The sequence below is a fragment of the Pusillimonas noertemannii genome, from assembly GCF_003096595.1.
GTDB classification, from domain to species: domain Bacteria; phylum Pseudomonadota; class Gammaproteobacteria; order Burkholderiales; family Burkholderiaceae_B; genus Pusillimonas; species Pusillimonas noertemannii.
The window spans coordinates 17,929-33,034 of record NZ_QEKO01000012.1 but is presented as its reverse complement, the minus strand read 5'-3'; the positions used below and the strand labels follow the sequence as shown (position 1 = coordinate 33,034).

The 15,106-nt window shown below is 64.1% G+C and carries 17 protein-coding genes; 12 read left to right on the top strand and 5 right to left on the bottom strand.

Annotated features, from left to right (window positions below; all coding sequences use genetic code 11):
* Positions 1 to 486, top strand: a 486-nt coding sequence (locus tag C7440_RS19515; RefSeq protein WP_480383347.1) for a 2,5-dihydroxypyridine 5,6-dioxygenase NicX family protein, incomplete at its 5' end; no start/stop codon positions are given.
* A gap of 184 nt (positions 487 to 670) precedes the next feature.
* Positions 671 to 1,276 (top strand): DNA-3-methyladenine glycosylase I, encoded by a 606-nt coding sequence (locus C7440_RS19510; protein WP_017524569.1) that lies wholly within the window; start codon positions 671 to 673, stop codon positions 1,274 to 1,276.
* 126 nt (positions 1,277 to 1,402) lie between these two features.
* On the opposite strand, the gene glcC is transcribed toward C7440_RS19510, so the two are convergent.
* Together glcC and C7440_RS19920 are read right to left on the bottom strand one after the other, a co-directional pair.
* Entirely contained in the window at positions 1,403 to 2,197 is a 795-nt protein-coding gene (gene glcC / locus C7440_RS19505; protein WP_017524570.1) for a transcriptional regulator GlcC, read from the bottom strand.
* Positions 2,194 to 2,340, bottom strand: coding sequence for a hypothetical protein (locus C7440_RS19920; protein WP_017524571.1), 147 nt, complete (start codon positions 2,338 to 2,340; stop codon positions 2,194 to 2,196). Before C7440_RS19920 ends, glcC begins: the two co-directional genes overlap by 4 nt.
* 93 nt (positions 2,341 to 2,433) lie before the next feature.
* Between C7440_RS19920 and glcD the strand changes: the two genes are divergently transcribed.
* The 3 genes from glcD to glcF are packed head-to-tail and all read left to right on the top strand — an operon-like array spanning position 2,434 to position 6,238.
* The gene (glcD, locus tag C7440_RS19500; protein ID WP_017524572.1) at positions 2,434 to 3,933 is read left to right on the top strand and encodes a glycolate oxidase subunit GlcD; all 1,500 of its coding nucleotides are present in this window, start codon (positions 2,434 to 2,436) and stop codon (positions 3,931 to 3,933) included.
* Positions 3,933 to 5,000 (top strand): glycolate oxidase subunit GlcE, encoded by a 1,068-nt coding sequence (gene glcE, locus C7440_RS19495; RefSeq protein ID WP_017524573.1) that lies wholly within the window; start codon positions 3,933 to 3,935, stop codon positions 4,998 to 5,000. The genes glcD and glcE overlap by 1 nt, the downstream gene beginning before the upstream one ends.
* Before the next feature lie 8 nt (positions 5,001 to 5,008).
* The gene (glcF, locus tag C7440_RS19490; RefSeq protein WP_017524574.1) at positions 5,009 to 6,238 is read left to right on the top strand and encodes a glycolate oxidase subunit GlcF; all 1,230 of its coding nucleotides are present in this window, start codon (positions 5,009 to 5,011) and stop codon (positions 6,236 to 6,238) included.
* On the opposite strand, the gene C7440_RS19485 is transcribed toward glcF, so the two are convergent.
* Entirely contained in the window at positions 6,239 to 7,186 is a 948-nt protein-coding gene (locus C7440_RS19485; RefSeq protein ID WP_017524575.1) for a LysR family transcriptional regulator, read from the bottom strand.
* A gap of 278 nt (positions 7,187 to 7,464) precedes the next feature.
* Between C7440_RS19485 and C7440_RS19480 the strand changes: the two genes are divergently transcribed.
* The 5 genes from C7440_RS19480 to C7440_RS19460 are packed head-to-tail and all read left to right on the top strand — an operon-like array spanning position 7,465 to position 11,778.
* Positions 7,465 to 8,028 (top strand): cupin domain-containing protein, encoded by a 564-nt coding sequence (locus C7440_RS19480; protein WP_017524576.1) that lies wholly within the window; start codon positions 7,465 to 7,467, stop codon positions 8,026 to 8,028.
* Positions 8,025 to 8,819: an alpha/beta fold hydrolase gene (locus C7440_RS19475; RefSeq protein WP_017524577.1), complete on the top strand. Its 795-nt coding sequence runs from the start codon at positions 8,025 to 8,027 to the stop codon at positions 8,817 to 8,819. Before C7440_RS19480 ends, C7440_RS19475 begins: the two co-directional genes overlap by 4 nt.
* 40 nt (positions 8,820 to 8,859) lie before the next feature.
* Positions 8,860 to 9,915, top strand: a complete 1,056-nt coding sequence (dctP, locus tag C7440_RS19470) for a TRAP transporter substrate-binding protein DctP (protein ID WP_017524578.1) — start codon at positions 8,860 to 8,862, stop codon at positions 9,913 to 9,915.
* 36 nt (positions 9,916 to 9,951) lie between these two features.
* On the top strand, positions 9,952 to 10,458 hold the full coding sequence (locus tag C7440_RS19465) for a TRAP transporter small permease (RefSeq protein WP_017524579.1): 507 nt from the start codon (positions 9,952 to 9,954) through the stop codon (positions 10,456 to 10,458).
* A gap of 9 nt (positions 10,459 to 10,467) precedes the next feature.
* Positions 10,468 to 11,778 (top strand): TRAP transporter large permease, encoded by a 1,311-nt coding sequence (locus tag C7440_RS19460; protein ID WP_017524580.1) that lies wholly within the window; start codon positions 10,468 to 10,470, stop codon positions 11,776 to 11,778.
* Positions 11,779 to 11,824: 46 nt separating this feature from the next.
* Here the strand turns inward: C7440_RS19460 and C7440_RS19455 are convergent, their stop codons facing one another.
* Positions 11,825 to 12,316, bottom strand: a complete 492-nt coding sequence (locus C7440_RS19455) for a GFA family protein (RefSeq protein WP_116519647.1) — start codon at positions 12,314 to 12,316, stop codon at positions 11,825 to 11,827.
* Positions 12,317 to 12,351: 35 nt separating this feature from the next.
* Positions 12,352 to 12,846, bottom strand: a complete 495-nt coding sequence (locus tag C7440_RS19450) for a cupin domain-containing protein (protein ID WP_243410987.1) — start codon at positions 12,844 to 12,846, stop codon at positions 12,352 to 12,354.
* Between the two features lie 393 nt (positions 12,847 to 13,239).
* Here C7440_RS19450 and C7440_RS19445 point away from each other — a divergent pair, with 393 nt between their 5' ends.
* Together C7440_RS19445 and C7440_RS19440 are read left to right on the top strand one after the other, a co-directional pair.
* Positions 13,240 to 14,277, top strand: a complete 1,038-nt coding sequence (locus tag C7440_RS19445) for a 2,5-dihydroxypyridine 5,6-dioxygenase NicX family protein (protein ID WP_017524583.1) — start codon at positions 13,240 to 13,242, stop codon at positions 14,275 to 14,277.
* Entirely contained in the window at positions 14,274 to 15,059 is a 786-nt protein-coding gene (locus C7440_RS19440; RefSeq protein WP_165832654.1) for an alpha/beta fold hydrolase, read from the top strand. Before C7440_RS19445 ends, C7440_RS19440 begins: the two co-directional genes overlap by 4 nt.
* Positions 15,060 to 15,106 lie beyond the last annotated feature (47 nt).

The window sequence follows — 15,106 nt, the reverse complement described above, 5'->3', positions numbered from 1 at the left end:
TGGGACCACTGGCCCAGCGGCTTTTGCTTTACCTTCCCCAACGAAGGCGGCAGCAACGGCACCATCGTGATCGACAAGGGCGACATCCTGCTGCCGCAAAAGTGCTACACCAGCGACAAGATCGTGCTGACGGTCGAGAACGGCTACGCCACCAAGATCGAGGGCGGGGTCGACGCCGAGCTGCTGCGCGAATACATGGCCTTGTTCAACGACCCCGAGGGCTATGCCATCTCGCACATCGGCTGGGGCCTGCAGCCGCGCTGCCACTGGTCCACCATGCTGCTGTACGACCGCGAGCAGTCCATCGCCATGGACGCCCGGGCCTACGAAGGCAACTTCCTGTTCTCGTTGGGGCCCAACAACGAGGCCGGCGGCAACCGCACCACCGCCTGCCACATCGACATTCCGCTGCGCAATTGCACCGTCAAGGTCGACGGCAAAGAAGTGGTGCGTAACGGCAAGGTTCTTGACGAGGCCGTGAAATGAGCCAGAACGGCCACATCGGGCTCAATCAGCGCGCCCGCGTATTGATCGGTTTCCCTTGATTGCGGCAGGCAGGCTGTTAATAGCCTGCCGCTTTCTTGATCGCCCGGGATACCTGCCCTATCATCCAGCATTCGGCCTGTGGATATCCATTCCTAATTCGGGCCGACCACTGAAGGGTGAAACCATGAGCACGACCGTTCCCGGCCCCGACGGCCGGCCGCGCTGCCGCTGGTGCGCGGCGGCGCCCGAGTTTTTTCACTACCACGATACCGAGTGGGGCTTTCCGGTGGGCGACGACCAGCGCCTGTTCGAAAAGCTGTGCCTCGAGGGGTTTCAGTCGGGGCTCAGCTGGCGCACCATCCTGGCCAAGCGCGAAAACTTTCGGGCGGCCTTTCATGGTTTCGATTTCGACCGGGTCGCCCAGTTCGGCGAAAGCGACGTAAGCCGGCTGCTGCAAGACGCCGGCATCATCCGCCATCGAGGCAAGATAGAAGCCGCCATCAACAATGCCGGCCGCGCCCAGGAAATGGTCGGGCGCGAAGGCTCGCTGGCGGCTTTTTTCTGGCGCTACGAAGCTCCCCGCAAGGGCGGGACCGAGCCGCAAACCGCAACCACCTCGGCAGAGTCCATGGCGCTGTCGAAAGACCTGAAGAAACTGGGCTGGAAGTTCGTCGGCCCCACCACGGCCTATGCCTTCATGCAGGCGATGGGCCTTGTGAATGACCATGCCCGCGATTGCGTGGTGCGTGCCCAGGTCGAACAGGCGCGCCGGCGGTTCAAGCTGCCCTGAAACCGTTGCCTGAGCGGCTTTGCGCCGGGTAGGGGCGCGGCCGCGCAATGAGAAGGGCGAAGCGCCGGCCCGCAGCGCCACGCAGCACCGATGATCGGCGCCGTTCTGCCGCGCCGCAAGGCTGCATCAAAGAATTTCATCGCCCTGCCGCCGCAAAGTGGCTCGAAACAGGCGCTGCTCTTCCTGCTCTATTTCGAGCAGGCTGTGCCGTATGCCGCGAATGTGCTCGCGCGCGGCGCGCCGGGCGGCATCGGGCAGGCGGCCGGTTACCGCCTTGAACAGGCGGGCATGATGGCGGTCGATCTGCCGCTTGTGGGCAGAACGGTGATAAAGATTGCTGAGCGATGCAAAGACGGAACTGAGCATCAGGTCGTTGAGCGAAGCAAGCGTGTGCACCAGCACCTGGTTGTGCGAAGCCTCGCAGATGGCAAGGTGAAAGGCATGATCGAGCCGGGCGTGCTCGGCAGAGTCTATTTCCTGGTCGACGGCGGCGGCAAGCTCGCGATAGCGGCGCGTGATCAGCACGTGGTCGGCCGGGGTGCCGCGCTCGGCGGCCAGGCCGGCCGACTCTGCCTCGAGGAATTCCCGCACCTCGAGCAGGTCGTACAAAGTACGGGGCTGGCTTGTAAGCAGGTGCAGCATGGGGGCCTGGCTGGTTTCGGCCAGCAGGTTGGCCACCACCGAGCGCTTGCCCTGCGCGGTGCGTATGAGCCCCCGGCCGCGCAGCAGCTTGAGCCCTTCGCGCAGCGCCGAGCGCGACACGGCCAGCCTTTCGGTAAGCATGCGCTCGGAAGGCAGGGGCTGGCCCGGCTTCAGCACGCTGTCGCTAATGAGGCGCTCGATGCGCGCCGCCACCCTGTCGGCCACCCCGTCCGGGGCCGTGCCTTCATCAAGATGGGTTGGGGGTTTTATGTCATTCATAACTGGTATGACAAGTTAAACTCAAGAAAGCCGGCCATACTATAAGAATCAAAAATAGCCTTTATATTCATGGCATAAAATAGCACAGAAGCGCCCTTCTCATCGTAAAAACTGGTATGACCAGCTTGCTGGGCCATGGACATTTGCCATTCCATGCACCACGATTCAGGTTTAAGACACTGAACCAGGCCTTGCGCAGGCAATCGCTTTCCGCGGGCTTTCCACCAGGTTAGGCAATGAGCTATCTTTACGACGAACGCGTGGACGGCGCGCTTCCGGACGTCGACAAGCAGCGCGTCCTGAATGACTTGCGCAGCGCGATACCGGACCTGAAGGTCTTGCATGAGCCCGAAGCGCTGCGCCCCTTCGAGTGCGACGGCCTGTCGGCCTACCGCAGCACCCCCATGCTGGTGGTGCTGCCCGACACCATCGAGCAGGTTGCGGGCGTGTTGCGCTTTGCCTCGCAGCATGGCGTTCCCATCGTTACTCGGGGCGCCGGAACCGGCCTTTCGGGCGGAGCAATGCCGCTCGAGAAAGGCATTCTGCTGGTCATGTCGCGCTTCAACCGCATTCTTTCAATCGACCCCGATGCCGGCATCGCCCGCGTCCAGCCGGGCGTGCGCAACCTGGCCATTTCAGAGGCGGCTGCAGCCTATGGCCTGTACTATGCACCCGACCCTTCTTCGCAGATAGCCTGTTCCATCGGCGGCAATGTGGCGGAAAACGCCGGCGGCGTGCACTGCCTGAAGTACGGCCTTACCCTGCACAACATCCTTCAGGTCACCATACTTACTGTCGACGGGGAACAGCTCGTGCTGGGCTCCGAAGCCTTCGATTCGCCAGGCTTTGACATGGTCGCCCTGTTCACCGGCTCTGAAGGCTTGCTGGGTGTGATCACCGAAGTCACGGTCAGGCTGCTTTCCAAGCCGCAATGCGCCAAGGTGCTGCTGGCCAGCTTCGACAGCGTGGAGAAAGCCGGCTCCACCGTGGCCCGCATCATAGGCGCCGGCATCATTCCGGCCGGCCTTGAAATGATGGACAACCTGTCCATCCGCGCAGCCGAAGACTTCATCCAGGCGGGATACCCGGTAGATGCGCAAGCCATGCTGCTGTGTGAGCTGGACGGCGCCGAACTGGACGTGGCCGAAGACGTCGCCCGGGTCGAGCAGATGCTGCGCGAATCGGGCGCGGTCGAAGTGCGGGTGGCGCAAAACGAGGCCGAGCGCCAGCGCTTCTGGGCCGGCAGGAAAAACGCATTTCCGGCCGTGGGCCGCATTTCGCCCGACTACTACTGCATGGACGGCACCATTCCGCGCCGGGCCCTGCCCAAGGTGCTGACGCGCATCGCCGAACTTTCGAACACTTATGGCCTGCGGGTGGCCAATGTGTTCCATGCGGGCGACGGCAACCTGCATCCGCTCATCCTGTTCGATGCCAACACGCCCGGCGAAATGGATCGCGCCGAGCAGATCGGCGCCAAGATACTGGAACTCTGCGTCGAGGTGGGCGGCACCATCACGGGCGAGCATGGTGTGGGCCGCGAAAAAATCAACCAGATGTGCGCCCAGTTCAACAGCGAAGAGCTGCAGTTCTTCCATCGCCTGAAAGCCGCCTTCGACCCGCATACCCTGCTCAACCCCGGCAAGAACGTGCCTACCCTGAACCGCTGCGCCGAGTTCGGCTCCATGCATATCCACGCGGGGCAATTGCCCCACCCCGAACTGGAGCGCTTCTGATGTCCGGCATTATCCCCCAGCAAGACGACACGCCGCGCCTGCTCGAGCAGGTGCAAAGCGCCCTGCAGCACGGCCACGGCCTGCGCATCCGCGGCGGCGACAGCAAGGCCTTCCTGGGCCGGCGGGTGAAAGGCCAAGAGCTCGATACCCGCTCGCACACCGGCGTCGTGCATTACGACCCCACCGAGTTGGTCGTCACCGTCAGGGCGGGCACGCTCGTCAGCGACCTGAACGCGCTGCTGGCCTCCGAGGGCCAGAACCTGCCGCCCGAGGCGCCCGACTTCAACGGCCGGGCCACGGTGGGCGGCATGGTGGCCAGTGCGCTGGCGGGGCCGCGCCGCCCTTGGGCGGGTTCGGTGCGCGACTTTGTGCTCGGCACCCGCGTCATCGCCGGCCAGGGCCAGCACCTGCGCTTTGGCGGCGAAGTCATGAAGAACGTGGCGGGATACGATTTTTCCCGCTTGCTGGCCGGCAGCCACGGCTGCCTTGGCCTGATTACCGAGGTGTCGCTCAAGGTACTGCCCCTGCCGCGCAAGACATGCAGCCTGGCGCTGGAAGTCAATGCCGAAAAAGCCCTGGACATGCTTACGCAATGGCGCCGCGATGACCTCCCCGTCAGTGGCGCCTTCCATTGGAAGCAACGCTTGCACGTCCGGCTCGAGGGCGGCGAAGCCACTGTCGACGCCGCCCGCACGCGCCTCGGCGGCGAGCAGATCGAGGCGGACGTCTGGGCCGATCTGCGCGAACGCAGGCTGCCCTTCTTCGCTTCGGGGCCTGCGCTGTGGCGGCTCTCGGTGCCCTGGCAAACGCCTCTTCATTCCCTGCCGGGCGAGGTACTGCTCGACTGGGCCGGCGCCCAGCGCTGGCTGGCCAGCAATGCGCCGCCCCAGCAGATTCGCCAGCATGCCGCATCGCTGGGCGGCCATGCCACCTGCTACACGGCCGGCGTCGACGACACTCCCTTCCAGCCGCTGCCCGAAATCATGATGCGCTTTCACCAGCGGCTGAAGGCGCAGGTGGACCCGAAGGGCATATTCAACCCCGGCCGCATGTATGCGAACCTGTAGAAACGACCATGCAAACCAATCTCAGTGACCAGGCGAAACAGCTGCCTCGCGCCGACGAGGCCGAACGTATTTTGCGCAGCTGCGTGCACTGCGGCTTTTGCAACGCCACCTGTCCGACCTATCAGGTGCTGGGCGACGAACTCGATGGGCCCCGCGGGCGCATCTACCTGATCAAGAGCCTGCTCGAGGGCGGCGAGGCGACCGCGCGGACGCAACAGCATCTGGACCGCTGCCTGACCTGCCGCAATTGCGAAACCACCTGTCCGTCGGGTGTGGAATACCACACGCTGCTGGACATCGGCCGCGAGGAAATCGAGCGGCGCGTGCGACGCCCGCTGTCCCAGCGACTGCTGCGGGGCGGCTTGCGCCAGGTCGTGCCGCGCCGCATGGTCTTCGCCACGCTGCTGCGGATCGGGCAAGCCGTGCGCGGGCTGCTGCCCGCCGCGATTCGCGCCAAGGTGCCCGCCCGTGCTCCCGCGGCGGGCGCGCGGCCGGCGCCGCGCCATGAGCGCCGCATGCTCATGCTCGAGGGCTGCGTGCAGCCTTCGCTTTCCCCCAACACGAACGCGGCAACGGCGCGGGTACTCGACCGGCTGGGCATCAGCATCGTAGAGGCCGGCGGCGCGGGCTGCTGCGGCGCCACCGACTACCACCTGAACGATCAGCAAAAAGGCCTTGACCGGGCTCGCCGCAACATCGATGCCTGGTGGCCGGCCATCGAGGCGGGCGCGCAAGCCATTGTGCAGACGGCCAGCGGCTGCGGCGCGTTCGTGAAGGAGTACGGACATCTGCTGCGCCACGATCCCGCCTATGCGCACAAGGCCAGGCGGGTCAGCGAGCTGGCACTCGACATTTCCGAAGTGCTGCGCGCGGAAAAGCTGCAAGACCTGGGTTCGGGCAAGGCGAAGATTGCCTTTCATTGCCCTTGCACGCTTCAGCACGCGCAGAAGCTGGGCGGCGCGGTGGAAGATATTCTCGGGCGCTTCGGTTTTGATCTTGCGCCGGTGCCGAATGCGCACTTGTGCTGCGGTTCGGCGGGCACTTATTCGATCACCGAGCCCGAGCTTTCCAACACCTTGCGCCGCAACAAGGTCGAGGCGCTGGAAAGCGGCGGGCCCGAGTTGATCGCCACGGCCAATATCGGCTGCCAGACGCATCTGGCGGGGGCGGCGCGGGTGCCGGTGCGACACTGGATCGAACTGATCGATGCGCATTTGCCGCCACGGCCTTCTGCTTGATTAAAGGGCGGCAGGCCTGCCCAGGGGGCCGCTGATCTTGTGCTCGCAGACGTCGGCGATCAGGTCGCGCAGCCAGCGGTGCAAGGGGTTGTTATGGGTACGGTCGTGCCACATCAGCACGACATTGATGGGCGCCAGGGTAAGCGGCGGCTCGAAAATGCGTATGGCCGCCAGGTCGGTGAACTTCTGTGCGATGCGCTCGGGCAGCGTGGCGATCATGTCCGACTGGGCGATCAGGAAAGGCACGCCCATGAAGGTGGGTTTGGAAAGCACGATGCGGCGCTGGCACCCCGCATTGCGCATGGCGCCGTCGATCAGGGCGTTGTACATGTCGGCGCCCTCGGCGGGCGTGACGGCCACATGGGCATACTGGCAATAACGCTCGAGCGACAAGGGGCGCTCGAACAGCGGATGCCCGGCGCGCGCAATGCCCACCAGGCGATCCGAGAACAGGGGCCGGGTACGCACGTTATCGGGCGGCGCGGGAAAGTAGGTGAGCGCCATGTCGATCTCGCCGCTGCTCATGATCTCGGCCAGGCGCCTGGGATTGGGCCCCACGATGCTTAGCGACACGTTCGGCGCCTGTTGCTGCAGCTCGTTCATCAGACGCTGCATGACCACGAAATCGATGTAGTCGATGACGATCATGGTGACTGTTTCGCATGCCAGAGCCGGATCGAAGGGCTGCTGTTCATGGATGAGCATGTCGAGGCTGCGCAATATCTCTTCGATCTGCGGCATCAGGTAGCGCGCCCTTTCCGTGGGCACCAGGCCCTTGGCCGACTTGACCAGCAAGGGGTCGTGGAACATGACCCGCAGCTTGGACAGGGCCAGGCTCATCGACGACTGGCTGATGTCCAGGCGATAGGCCGCGCGCGTGACGTGGCATTCGCGCATGAGCGCATCGAATGCCACGAGCAGATTCAGATCGGTGCCCCGAAGATTCACTGTCGGCCTCCCCTGATGCCCTCGCGGCCTTCATGCGGATGCTTGTGCGCCGCACCAACGAGGAATCGATATCGACTATCGGCGGGACGAATTGTAGCAAGGGCCACACTAGGGTTTAATTTTTCTGAAGCCGCTCGACACGGCACATAAAGACAACAATCCGCGGAGACAAGCACAACGGCGACCGCCGCTGTTTCCCCCGCATCCGCAGTCCCGGACATCGAACACTCCAAGCGAATGCTCGATGGGCAGTCATTCTTTTCAGGAGCAAACCAGTCATGAGTATTCCGACCATACGCGTCACCCGTGAAGAAATGCGCAAGCGCGTCGCGCTGTTCAGCGAGCTCAAGGGTTTTGACGGGGGGTTGCCGGACAGCACCTACCCCAGCGCCAAGCGCACCCTGTACAACATCCTGGGCTTTCAGCCGCCCGAGGCCGACAACCACGGTGTCACCTCGCCGCTGGGCGACGACGCCGCGAAGAACGCAGCCATCAAGGTGAACGAAGGCTTCAACCTGGGCTTTGTCGAAGCCGCGCCCGGCAAGGGCCCGATGATGCACAACCACGACACCAACGAAACCTTCATGCCCTTCTCGGGCCGCTGGCGTTGTTCATGGGAAGTCGACGGCCGGACCGAGTCGTTCGAGCTGGGCCCACGCGACACCATTTCCTTCCCGCCCGGTGTCAACCGCCGTTTCGAGAACATCACCCACGAAGAGCCCGACACCACCCACTGGCTGCTGGTCATCGTCAGCGGCAACGCGCCCAAGGCCGAATTCTCGTCCGGTTCGATGCAGGAACTGCGCGACAAGGGCTACGTCAAAGAGGAAGCCGGCCAATGAGCGGCGCGCTGCTCGACAAGCTGGCCGACCTGGAATCCCGCCATGCCTGGAGCACGCTGGCGACAGGCGGCCATGAGTGGCGCTGGCTGGACACCGGCGGCGAAGGGCCTCCCGTAGTGCTGCTGCCGGGATCGGTGGGCGACGCCGCCATGTTCGTCCTGACCCTGCTTTCTTTGGGCGAACGGCTTCGGTTGGTGGCGGTGACGTATCCGGCCGAATCCGATCCGGCGGCGCTGGCCGACGGCCTGGCCGAGGTCATGGACCATATCGGCCTGCCGGCGGCCACCGTCGCAGGCTCGTCATTCGCCGCCTACTGGGCGCAATACTTCGCACTTCGGCATCCGCAGAAAGTACTTTCGCTGGTCATCGGCAACGGCTTCACCGACGGTTCCGACCTGGCCGACAACCCGCTCTTCGACCGCGGCTATGTCGAAGGCATCGAACCCGATGCCCTGCATGCCGAATGGCTCGGACGCATCCGAAGCGCCCCCGCTTCGGAGCTCTCTCAGCTTCAGGAAACCATGCTGGCCCAACGCCAAAGCCCCCGCAACCTGCACGCGCGCTTTCTGGGTGTGGTACGGTCCACCCCTTGTCCCGCACTGCCGATCCCGGCTTCACGCATCACCGTGCTCGATTGCGAAGACGACCCGCTGATTCCACCGGCTGCGCGCGCCAGGCTGCGCGCACGCTATCCGGACGCCCTGCATGTAAGCCTTAAGCGGGGCGGGCATTATCCGCATCTGCTCAATCCGCAGGATTACGAAGCCGCGCTCTTGCGTTGCGCGAGTTAGCAATCAAACATAAAACACGAACAACTACCGGAGACATCACATGAAAACCTTTTACTGTCTGGCGGCCGCCGCCCTCTCTCTCGCCATGTCGGCCACCGCCCACGCCGATACCTTTCGGCTGCGCATGGGCGGCGGGCACACCACCGGCCTTACCTATGTGAAGGTGTACGACACCTTCTTCGCCGACGAAGTCAGCAAGCGAGTCGCGGAACGCACCGATCACAAGGTTCGCTTCATCAAGGCCTGGGGCGGCAGCGTGGCCAAGGTCGACGGCGCGATCGAGGCGGTGCAGAACGGCACCCTGGACATCGGCCTGTCGCCCATCGGTTTCGAACAGTCCCGCGCCGGCCTGCTCAACTACAGCGCCTATATTCCCTTCACCACGCCCGATCCCACCGTACAGGCGGCGGTGTCCAACCGGATGATCAAAGAGGTGCCCGCCCTGCAGGAAAGCATGAAGCGCTACAACAGCTATGTGCTGGGCGCCATGGTGTCCGAGGCCTACGGCACGGCGACGACCTTCGACTGGAACACAGTGGAAGGCCTGAAAGGCAAGCGCATCGCGCTGGCCGGCACCAATGCGCCGCTGTTCATGGCGGTGGACGCCGTGCCGGTCACGCTGGGCATCGGCGAGCACTACCAGGCCATGCAGACCGGCCTGGCCGACGGCAGCCTGTTCTACATGTCGGGCATGGAAGCCTTCAAGCTGAAGGAAGTGGCCAAGTATTTCAACAAGTCGGGCTTCGGTTCGCTAAGCACCCTGGTTGCCTTCATGAGCCTGAGCACGCGCGAGAAGCTGCCCAAAGAGGTGGTCGCCATCATCGACGAAGTCGCGCTCGAGGCCGCCGTCAAGGTCGGCGAGCTCAGCAAGCAGCGCGACCAGGACGTCGAGGCCAAGCTGAAGAGCGAAGGCATCACCATCAATACCCTGCCGCTCGAAGAGCGCCGCAAATGGGCCGAGGCGGTCAAAGATCTTCCCATTCGCGCAGCCAAGGAACTCGATGGCAAGGGCTTCCCCGCGACCGAGGTGTTCAAGACCTACATCCGCTTCCTGAAAGAGGCCGGCTACACCTTCCCCGTCGACTACCAGCTCTGAGCCGTGGCGGCGCCATCAACAGGTCAAGGGGTATACATGAAGCAATGGATCGATCGCGCCCTGCTCGGGCTGCACGTAGCGGGCGCGTGCCTGCTCATCGCACTGACTCTGCTCATCTTCTATGACGTGGCGGGCCGCCTGTTCTTCAACCGGCCGTTCGCCGGCACGGCCGAAGTGGCCGGCGTGGGGCTGGTGCTGCTGACCTATCTGCAAACACCCTACGTCATCCGCCATCGCAAGCTGCTGCGGGTCACCTTCTTCATCGACCGCGTGCCGGCGGCGCTGCGCAGCCAGCTCAATGCGCTCGCCTATCTGTTCGGCGGCGTGTTCTTCATCGGCATGGCCATCGTGTCGTGGGAACCGGCCATTGTCGGCTGGGCCTCTGGCGAGTTCTACGGCAACGACGCCTTTCGGGTGCCGGCATGGCCTCTGCGCTTCGGCACGCTGATCCTGTGGATCATCAGCGGCCTGGTCTGCATCGGCTTCGTGGCCGAAGGCCTGCGCGGCCGGCTTACCGAGAAAGACGACGCTCTACCAGAATAAGGAACAACAATGGACATGGCAATGTGGGGTGGCCTGATCGCGCTGTTCGTCTGCGTGCTGATCGGCATACCCGTTGTGTTTTCGTTCGCCGCCGCGGCGGGTTTCGGCCTGTATTTCGTACTGGGCGGGTTCGAACCGACGATCAGCCTGCTCGAGCGTACGGCGATTTCGGGCATCAGGGAGTACAACTTCGTCGTCATCCCGCTGTTTACCGTGATGGGCATGCTCATCGCTCACTGCGGTGCCGCCACCGACCTGTTCCGGGTCGTGAACCGCCTGCTCAAGGGCATACCCGGCCGGCTGGCGGTCGCCACAGTGGGCGGGAACGCCGTCTTCGCCGCCGTGACGGGCGTGGGCGTGGCCGCGGCGGCCGCCTTCAGCCACGTCGCCTATCCGGTCATGCGCGATCATCGCTACCAGCCCAGCTTCGCGGTGGGATGCATAGCGGGAAGCTCCGTGCTGGGCCTGTTGATACCGCCGTCGGTCTTCATGATCGTGTGGGCCATTCTTACCGAGCAGTCCGTCGGCATCCTGTTCGCCGCGGGGGTGTTCCCGGGCGTCGTGCTGGCCCTGCTCTATGCGCTGTACTGCATCGTCTATGCCAAGATGTTCCCCGCCGCCGCCGGCGAAGGCTCGGGCGACCAGGACAGTTCTCCACTGACCCGCTCCAACGTGATGGGTTCGCTGGGCGTGGGCGTGCTGATCGTGGTGACGCTGGGCGGCATCTGGTGGGGCTATTTCACGCCCACCGAAGGCAGCGCGGTGGGCCTGCTTGGCGCCGCCATTCTGGCCGTCGCCAAGGGCATGCGGCTGCGCGGCCTGTTCCAGGCCTGCATCACCGCGGGCCAGACGGTGACGCCCATCATGCTGCTGCTGATGAGCGCTGTCATCTACAGCAAGCTGATGGCGCTCAATGGCGTGCCGCAAGAAGTTCAGTACCTGCTCGAGGAAATGGGGCTGGGGCCCGCCGGCACGATGCTGTTCATGGCCATCGTCTGGTTCGTTCTGGGCGCGCTGCTGGACAGCATTTCCATCATGCTGCTGACGGTGCCCATTTTCTGGCCCATCGCCACCGCCCTGGGTTTTGATCCCATCGTGTTCGCCCTGGTGGGAATCCTGGTCATCGAGGCCGGTGTGCTCACCCCGCCCTTCGGCATCGGCGTCTTCGTCGTCAAGGCCGCCATCCCCGACCGCAACATACGGATCGGCGAGATCTTCAAGGGCGCGGCACCCTACTGGGTGCTGATCCTGTTCGTCGCCTGGCTGGTGTACGAGGTGCCTGCTGTCGCCACATGGCTGCCGGGCAAGGTGCTGTCCTGATGACCCGGCGCCGGCCCCCCGGCCTGGCCGGGGTTCGCGCCCGGTCTTATTCCCCGTCCAGCCCCGTGCGCTGATGCCACTGGGCAATGGACTCTTGGGGATAGACGTCGAAGTATTGGTCTTCGGCCCGCTTGTCGACCTCGACCCAGGGCGCCTTGAACTCCAGCATTAAGTGGGTGTGTTCGGGTGGCACGGGCAAGGGCGTGTCGATGGCCGAAGCGAAAGGGTGTACTAATTCGGGCCAACTGGGGTCATATAGCCACAGCGCGCTGCCGCAAACCTTGCAGAAGTGGCGCTGACCCGAACTGACCTTGGCGTCTGGCTGCCCGGGCGGGCCCATTTTGGCCTGATAGACGCTGATGTTGTCGCGGCCGTGAACGCTGAGCGAACGGGCGTCGCCGCCCAGATTGATGGCGTACCCCCCGCCGCCCTGTGTCTTGCGGCAAATGGAGCAATAACAACGCTGGTAGGGATAGGGCGTGGCGCTTTCCAGGCTGAACCGCACCGCGCCGCAATGGCATGAACCTTGTAGCTGCATGGCTGAACCTCCTGCAACTACTATACACCCGGCGTTTAATGCCCCTTTGAAAGCGGCATGTCGGGCGTGCCTGCATAGAAGACCATCAGCACCACCGGCTCGTCGCCGGTGGTGCCCCGATGCAGGGTGTCGACCATTTCCGCCAGCACCTCGCCGGCGCCCAGCGTGCGCTTCTGGCCGTCAGACTGTTTTTCGACGACGATCTGGCCCGACACCACATAGGCGGCATTGGGCATGGGATGGGTGTGCCAGGGAAGCGTGGTATGAGGCGGAATGGTCAGCCTGATGACCGTAAGCTGCGGCTGCCCCTGCGGATAGGCCTTGTAGGCCACGCCGTCCCAGGACGAGCCGGCCTTGAGCAGGGTTTCGACCTGGATGCCCGACGCCGGCGCCTGGGCGCCGCCCGCGGAGGCATGCGGGGCGGAGTGGTTTCCATGAGAAGGGTCGGAGCTTTCGTGCGCCGCGGCGGCGCCGAACATGACCATGCCGGCCATCGCCCAGGCAGTAACGTGCCGTGCCCGTATCTTCATGCCTCCTCCCGTCTTGTAATGAAAATCAATTGCCGGAAAAAGGTACAAGATACTACGAGACGCAACGCATGGTCCACGATGAATAGACGCCAAAAATGGCGCCATTCCCTTTTTTCCCCGGCGCCACCGGCGCCCCGCAGCCTCTTGTCCGTGCCGGCATGCTCGTCTGTTAACCGACTTGCTGATCGCTTTATTCAGGAATTTCGCCAAGCGCCCACCCCTGGGCGCCTCATTCAATCCCTCGGTATTTCCCCTAATAGCGCATGGAATCTCCATTTCCCTCTTGACTCCATAAGCTTCCCAAATCTATTATTCGACTAACGAGTCTATTAATTGCAAGATTTCGTGGCACCATCTTAATTGCAAGATTTCGTGGCACCATCCGGAGAGAACATGGAAGCGCAAGAGAAGTGGATCAAGACCTTCGAAACGATATTCCGCCGCTGCAAGGTAGAGGCGAACGAGGTCGTGCGCATCCTGGCCGAAACCGAAAGCCGCGCCATCAACCTGCATCTGGCCGAACTGGCCCTTGCCCGGATGGGCGCCGTGCCGGTGCGCATTACCGTCCCTTCGCTGGCCGTGGATACCCCGGTGCCGGTGCGCTCTACGGGAGCCTCGCACGTCATCCGCAACATGGCTCCCGTCATGCAGGCGCTGTCGGGCCCGGGCCTGGTGGTCGACCTGACGGTCGAAGGGCTGCTGCACGCGCCCGAACTGCCCAAAATCCTCGAGTCGGGTGCGCGGCTCATCATGATCAGCAATGAGCACCCCGAGATCCTCGAGCGCCTGACTACCGACCAGGACCTGACCCGCAAGGTGAAGAACGGTGTTCGAATGCTGGCCGCCGCCAAGACCATGACGGTCGCCTCCGAAGCAGGCACCCGGCTCGAGATACAGCTTGAAGGCGCCCGGGTGGGCGGCGTCTGGGGCGGCGCCGACCGCCCCGGCCTGGTGCAGCATTGGCCGGGCGGCCTGTGCCTGGCCTTTCCCAGGGCCGGCGCCGTCAACGGCACGCTGGTCATGGACATCGGCGACGTCAACCTGACCTTCAAGCGCTACCTCGAGAACCCCATCACGCTGCATGTCGAGAACGACTACATCGTCCGCATCGAAGGCCGAAACCTCGACGCCGAACTCATGCGCAGCTACCTGCAGGCCTGGAACGAGAAAGACGCCTACGCGGTCAGCCACGTCGGCTGGGGCATGAACCCCGCGGCGCGCTGGGACGCCCTGCAGATGTTCGACAAGAACGACACCAACGGCACCGAACTGCGCGCATTTGCCGGCAACTTCCTGTATTCGACCGGAGCCAACGACATGGCCGGACGCCACACGCAGGGGCACTTCGACCTGCCGCTGCGCAACTGCAGCGTGGCGCTCGACGGCCTGACCATCGTCGACGCGGGCGCGCTATGCGAGGTGTTCGAATGAGCACCCTGCCCACCTGGCTGGCCAGCGGCCAGGGCGGCGTCCCGCTGGTGCTGCTGCACGGCATGGGATCCACCGCCAGCATATGGCTGCCCCAGCTCGAGCACTTTGGCGGCAAGCGATTGAGCGTGGCCTGGACCATGCCCGGTTACGGCCGGTCGCCCGCACTGCCTGCATTAAGCTGGCAGGGCCTGGCCGACTCGGTGGGCGTATTGCTCGACGCACTGCACATCGACCGGGCGCACATCCTGGGCCATTCCATCGGCGGCATGGTCGCGCAAGAGTTCTACCGCCGCCACCCCGAACGCGTGGAAAGCCTCATTCTGTCGGCCACGAGCTCGGCCTTCGGCAGCACCGACGCCGCCTGGAAGGAAGAGTTCCTGCGCCAGCGCACCGATGCCATGCGGCCCTACCAGCACTTTGCCGAGGCCGCCCCCGCGCTGCTCAACGGCCTCATGAGCCCCGACACGCCCGCCGCCCTGCGCGCCCTGGCCGAACTGTCGGCCAGCGGCATAGACAAGCAGCGCTACCTGGAAGCCATGCGGCTGCTGGTCACCTTCGACCGCCGCAGCGACTTCCGGAACATCGACGTTCCGGTGCTGCTGCTGGCGGGCGAACACGACACCCAGGCGCCGCCCAAAGGCATGAACAGGCTGGCTCAAGACAACGCCAACGCTCGTTTCCAACAGTTGCCCGGCCTGAGCCACATGGCGAACATCGAATCGCCGAACGCATTCAACCAAGCTGTCGAGGCATTCCTGGCGGCGCAACATCAAGTCGTTTAGGGCCTGTTAACACTAAAAGGACAGTCGCATGAGCACGCAAATAGTTG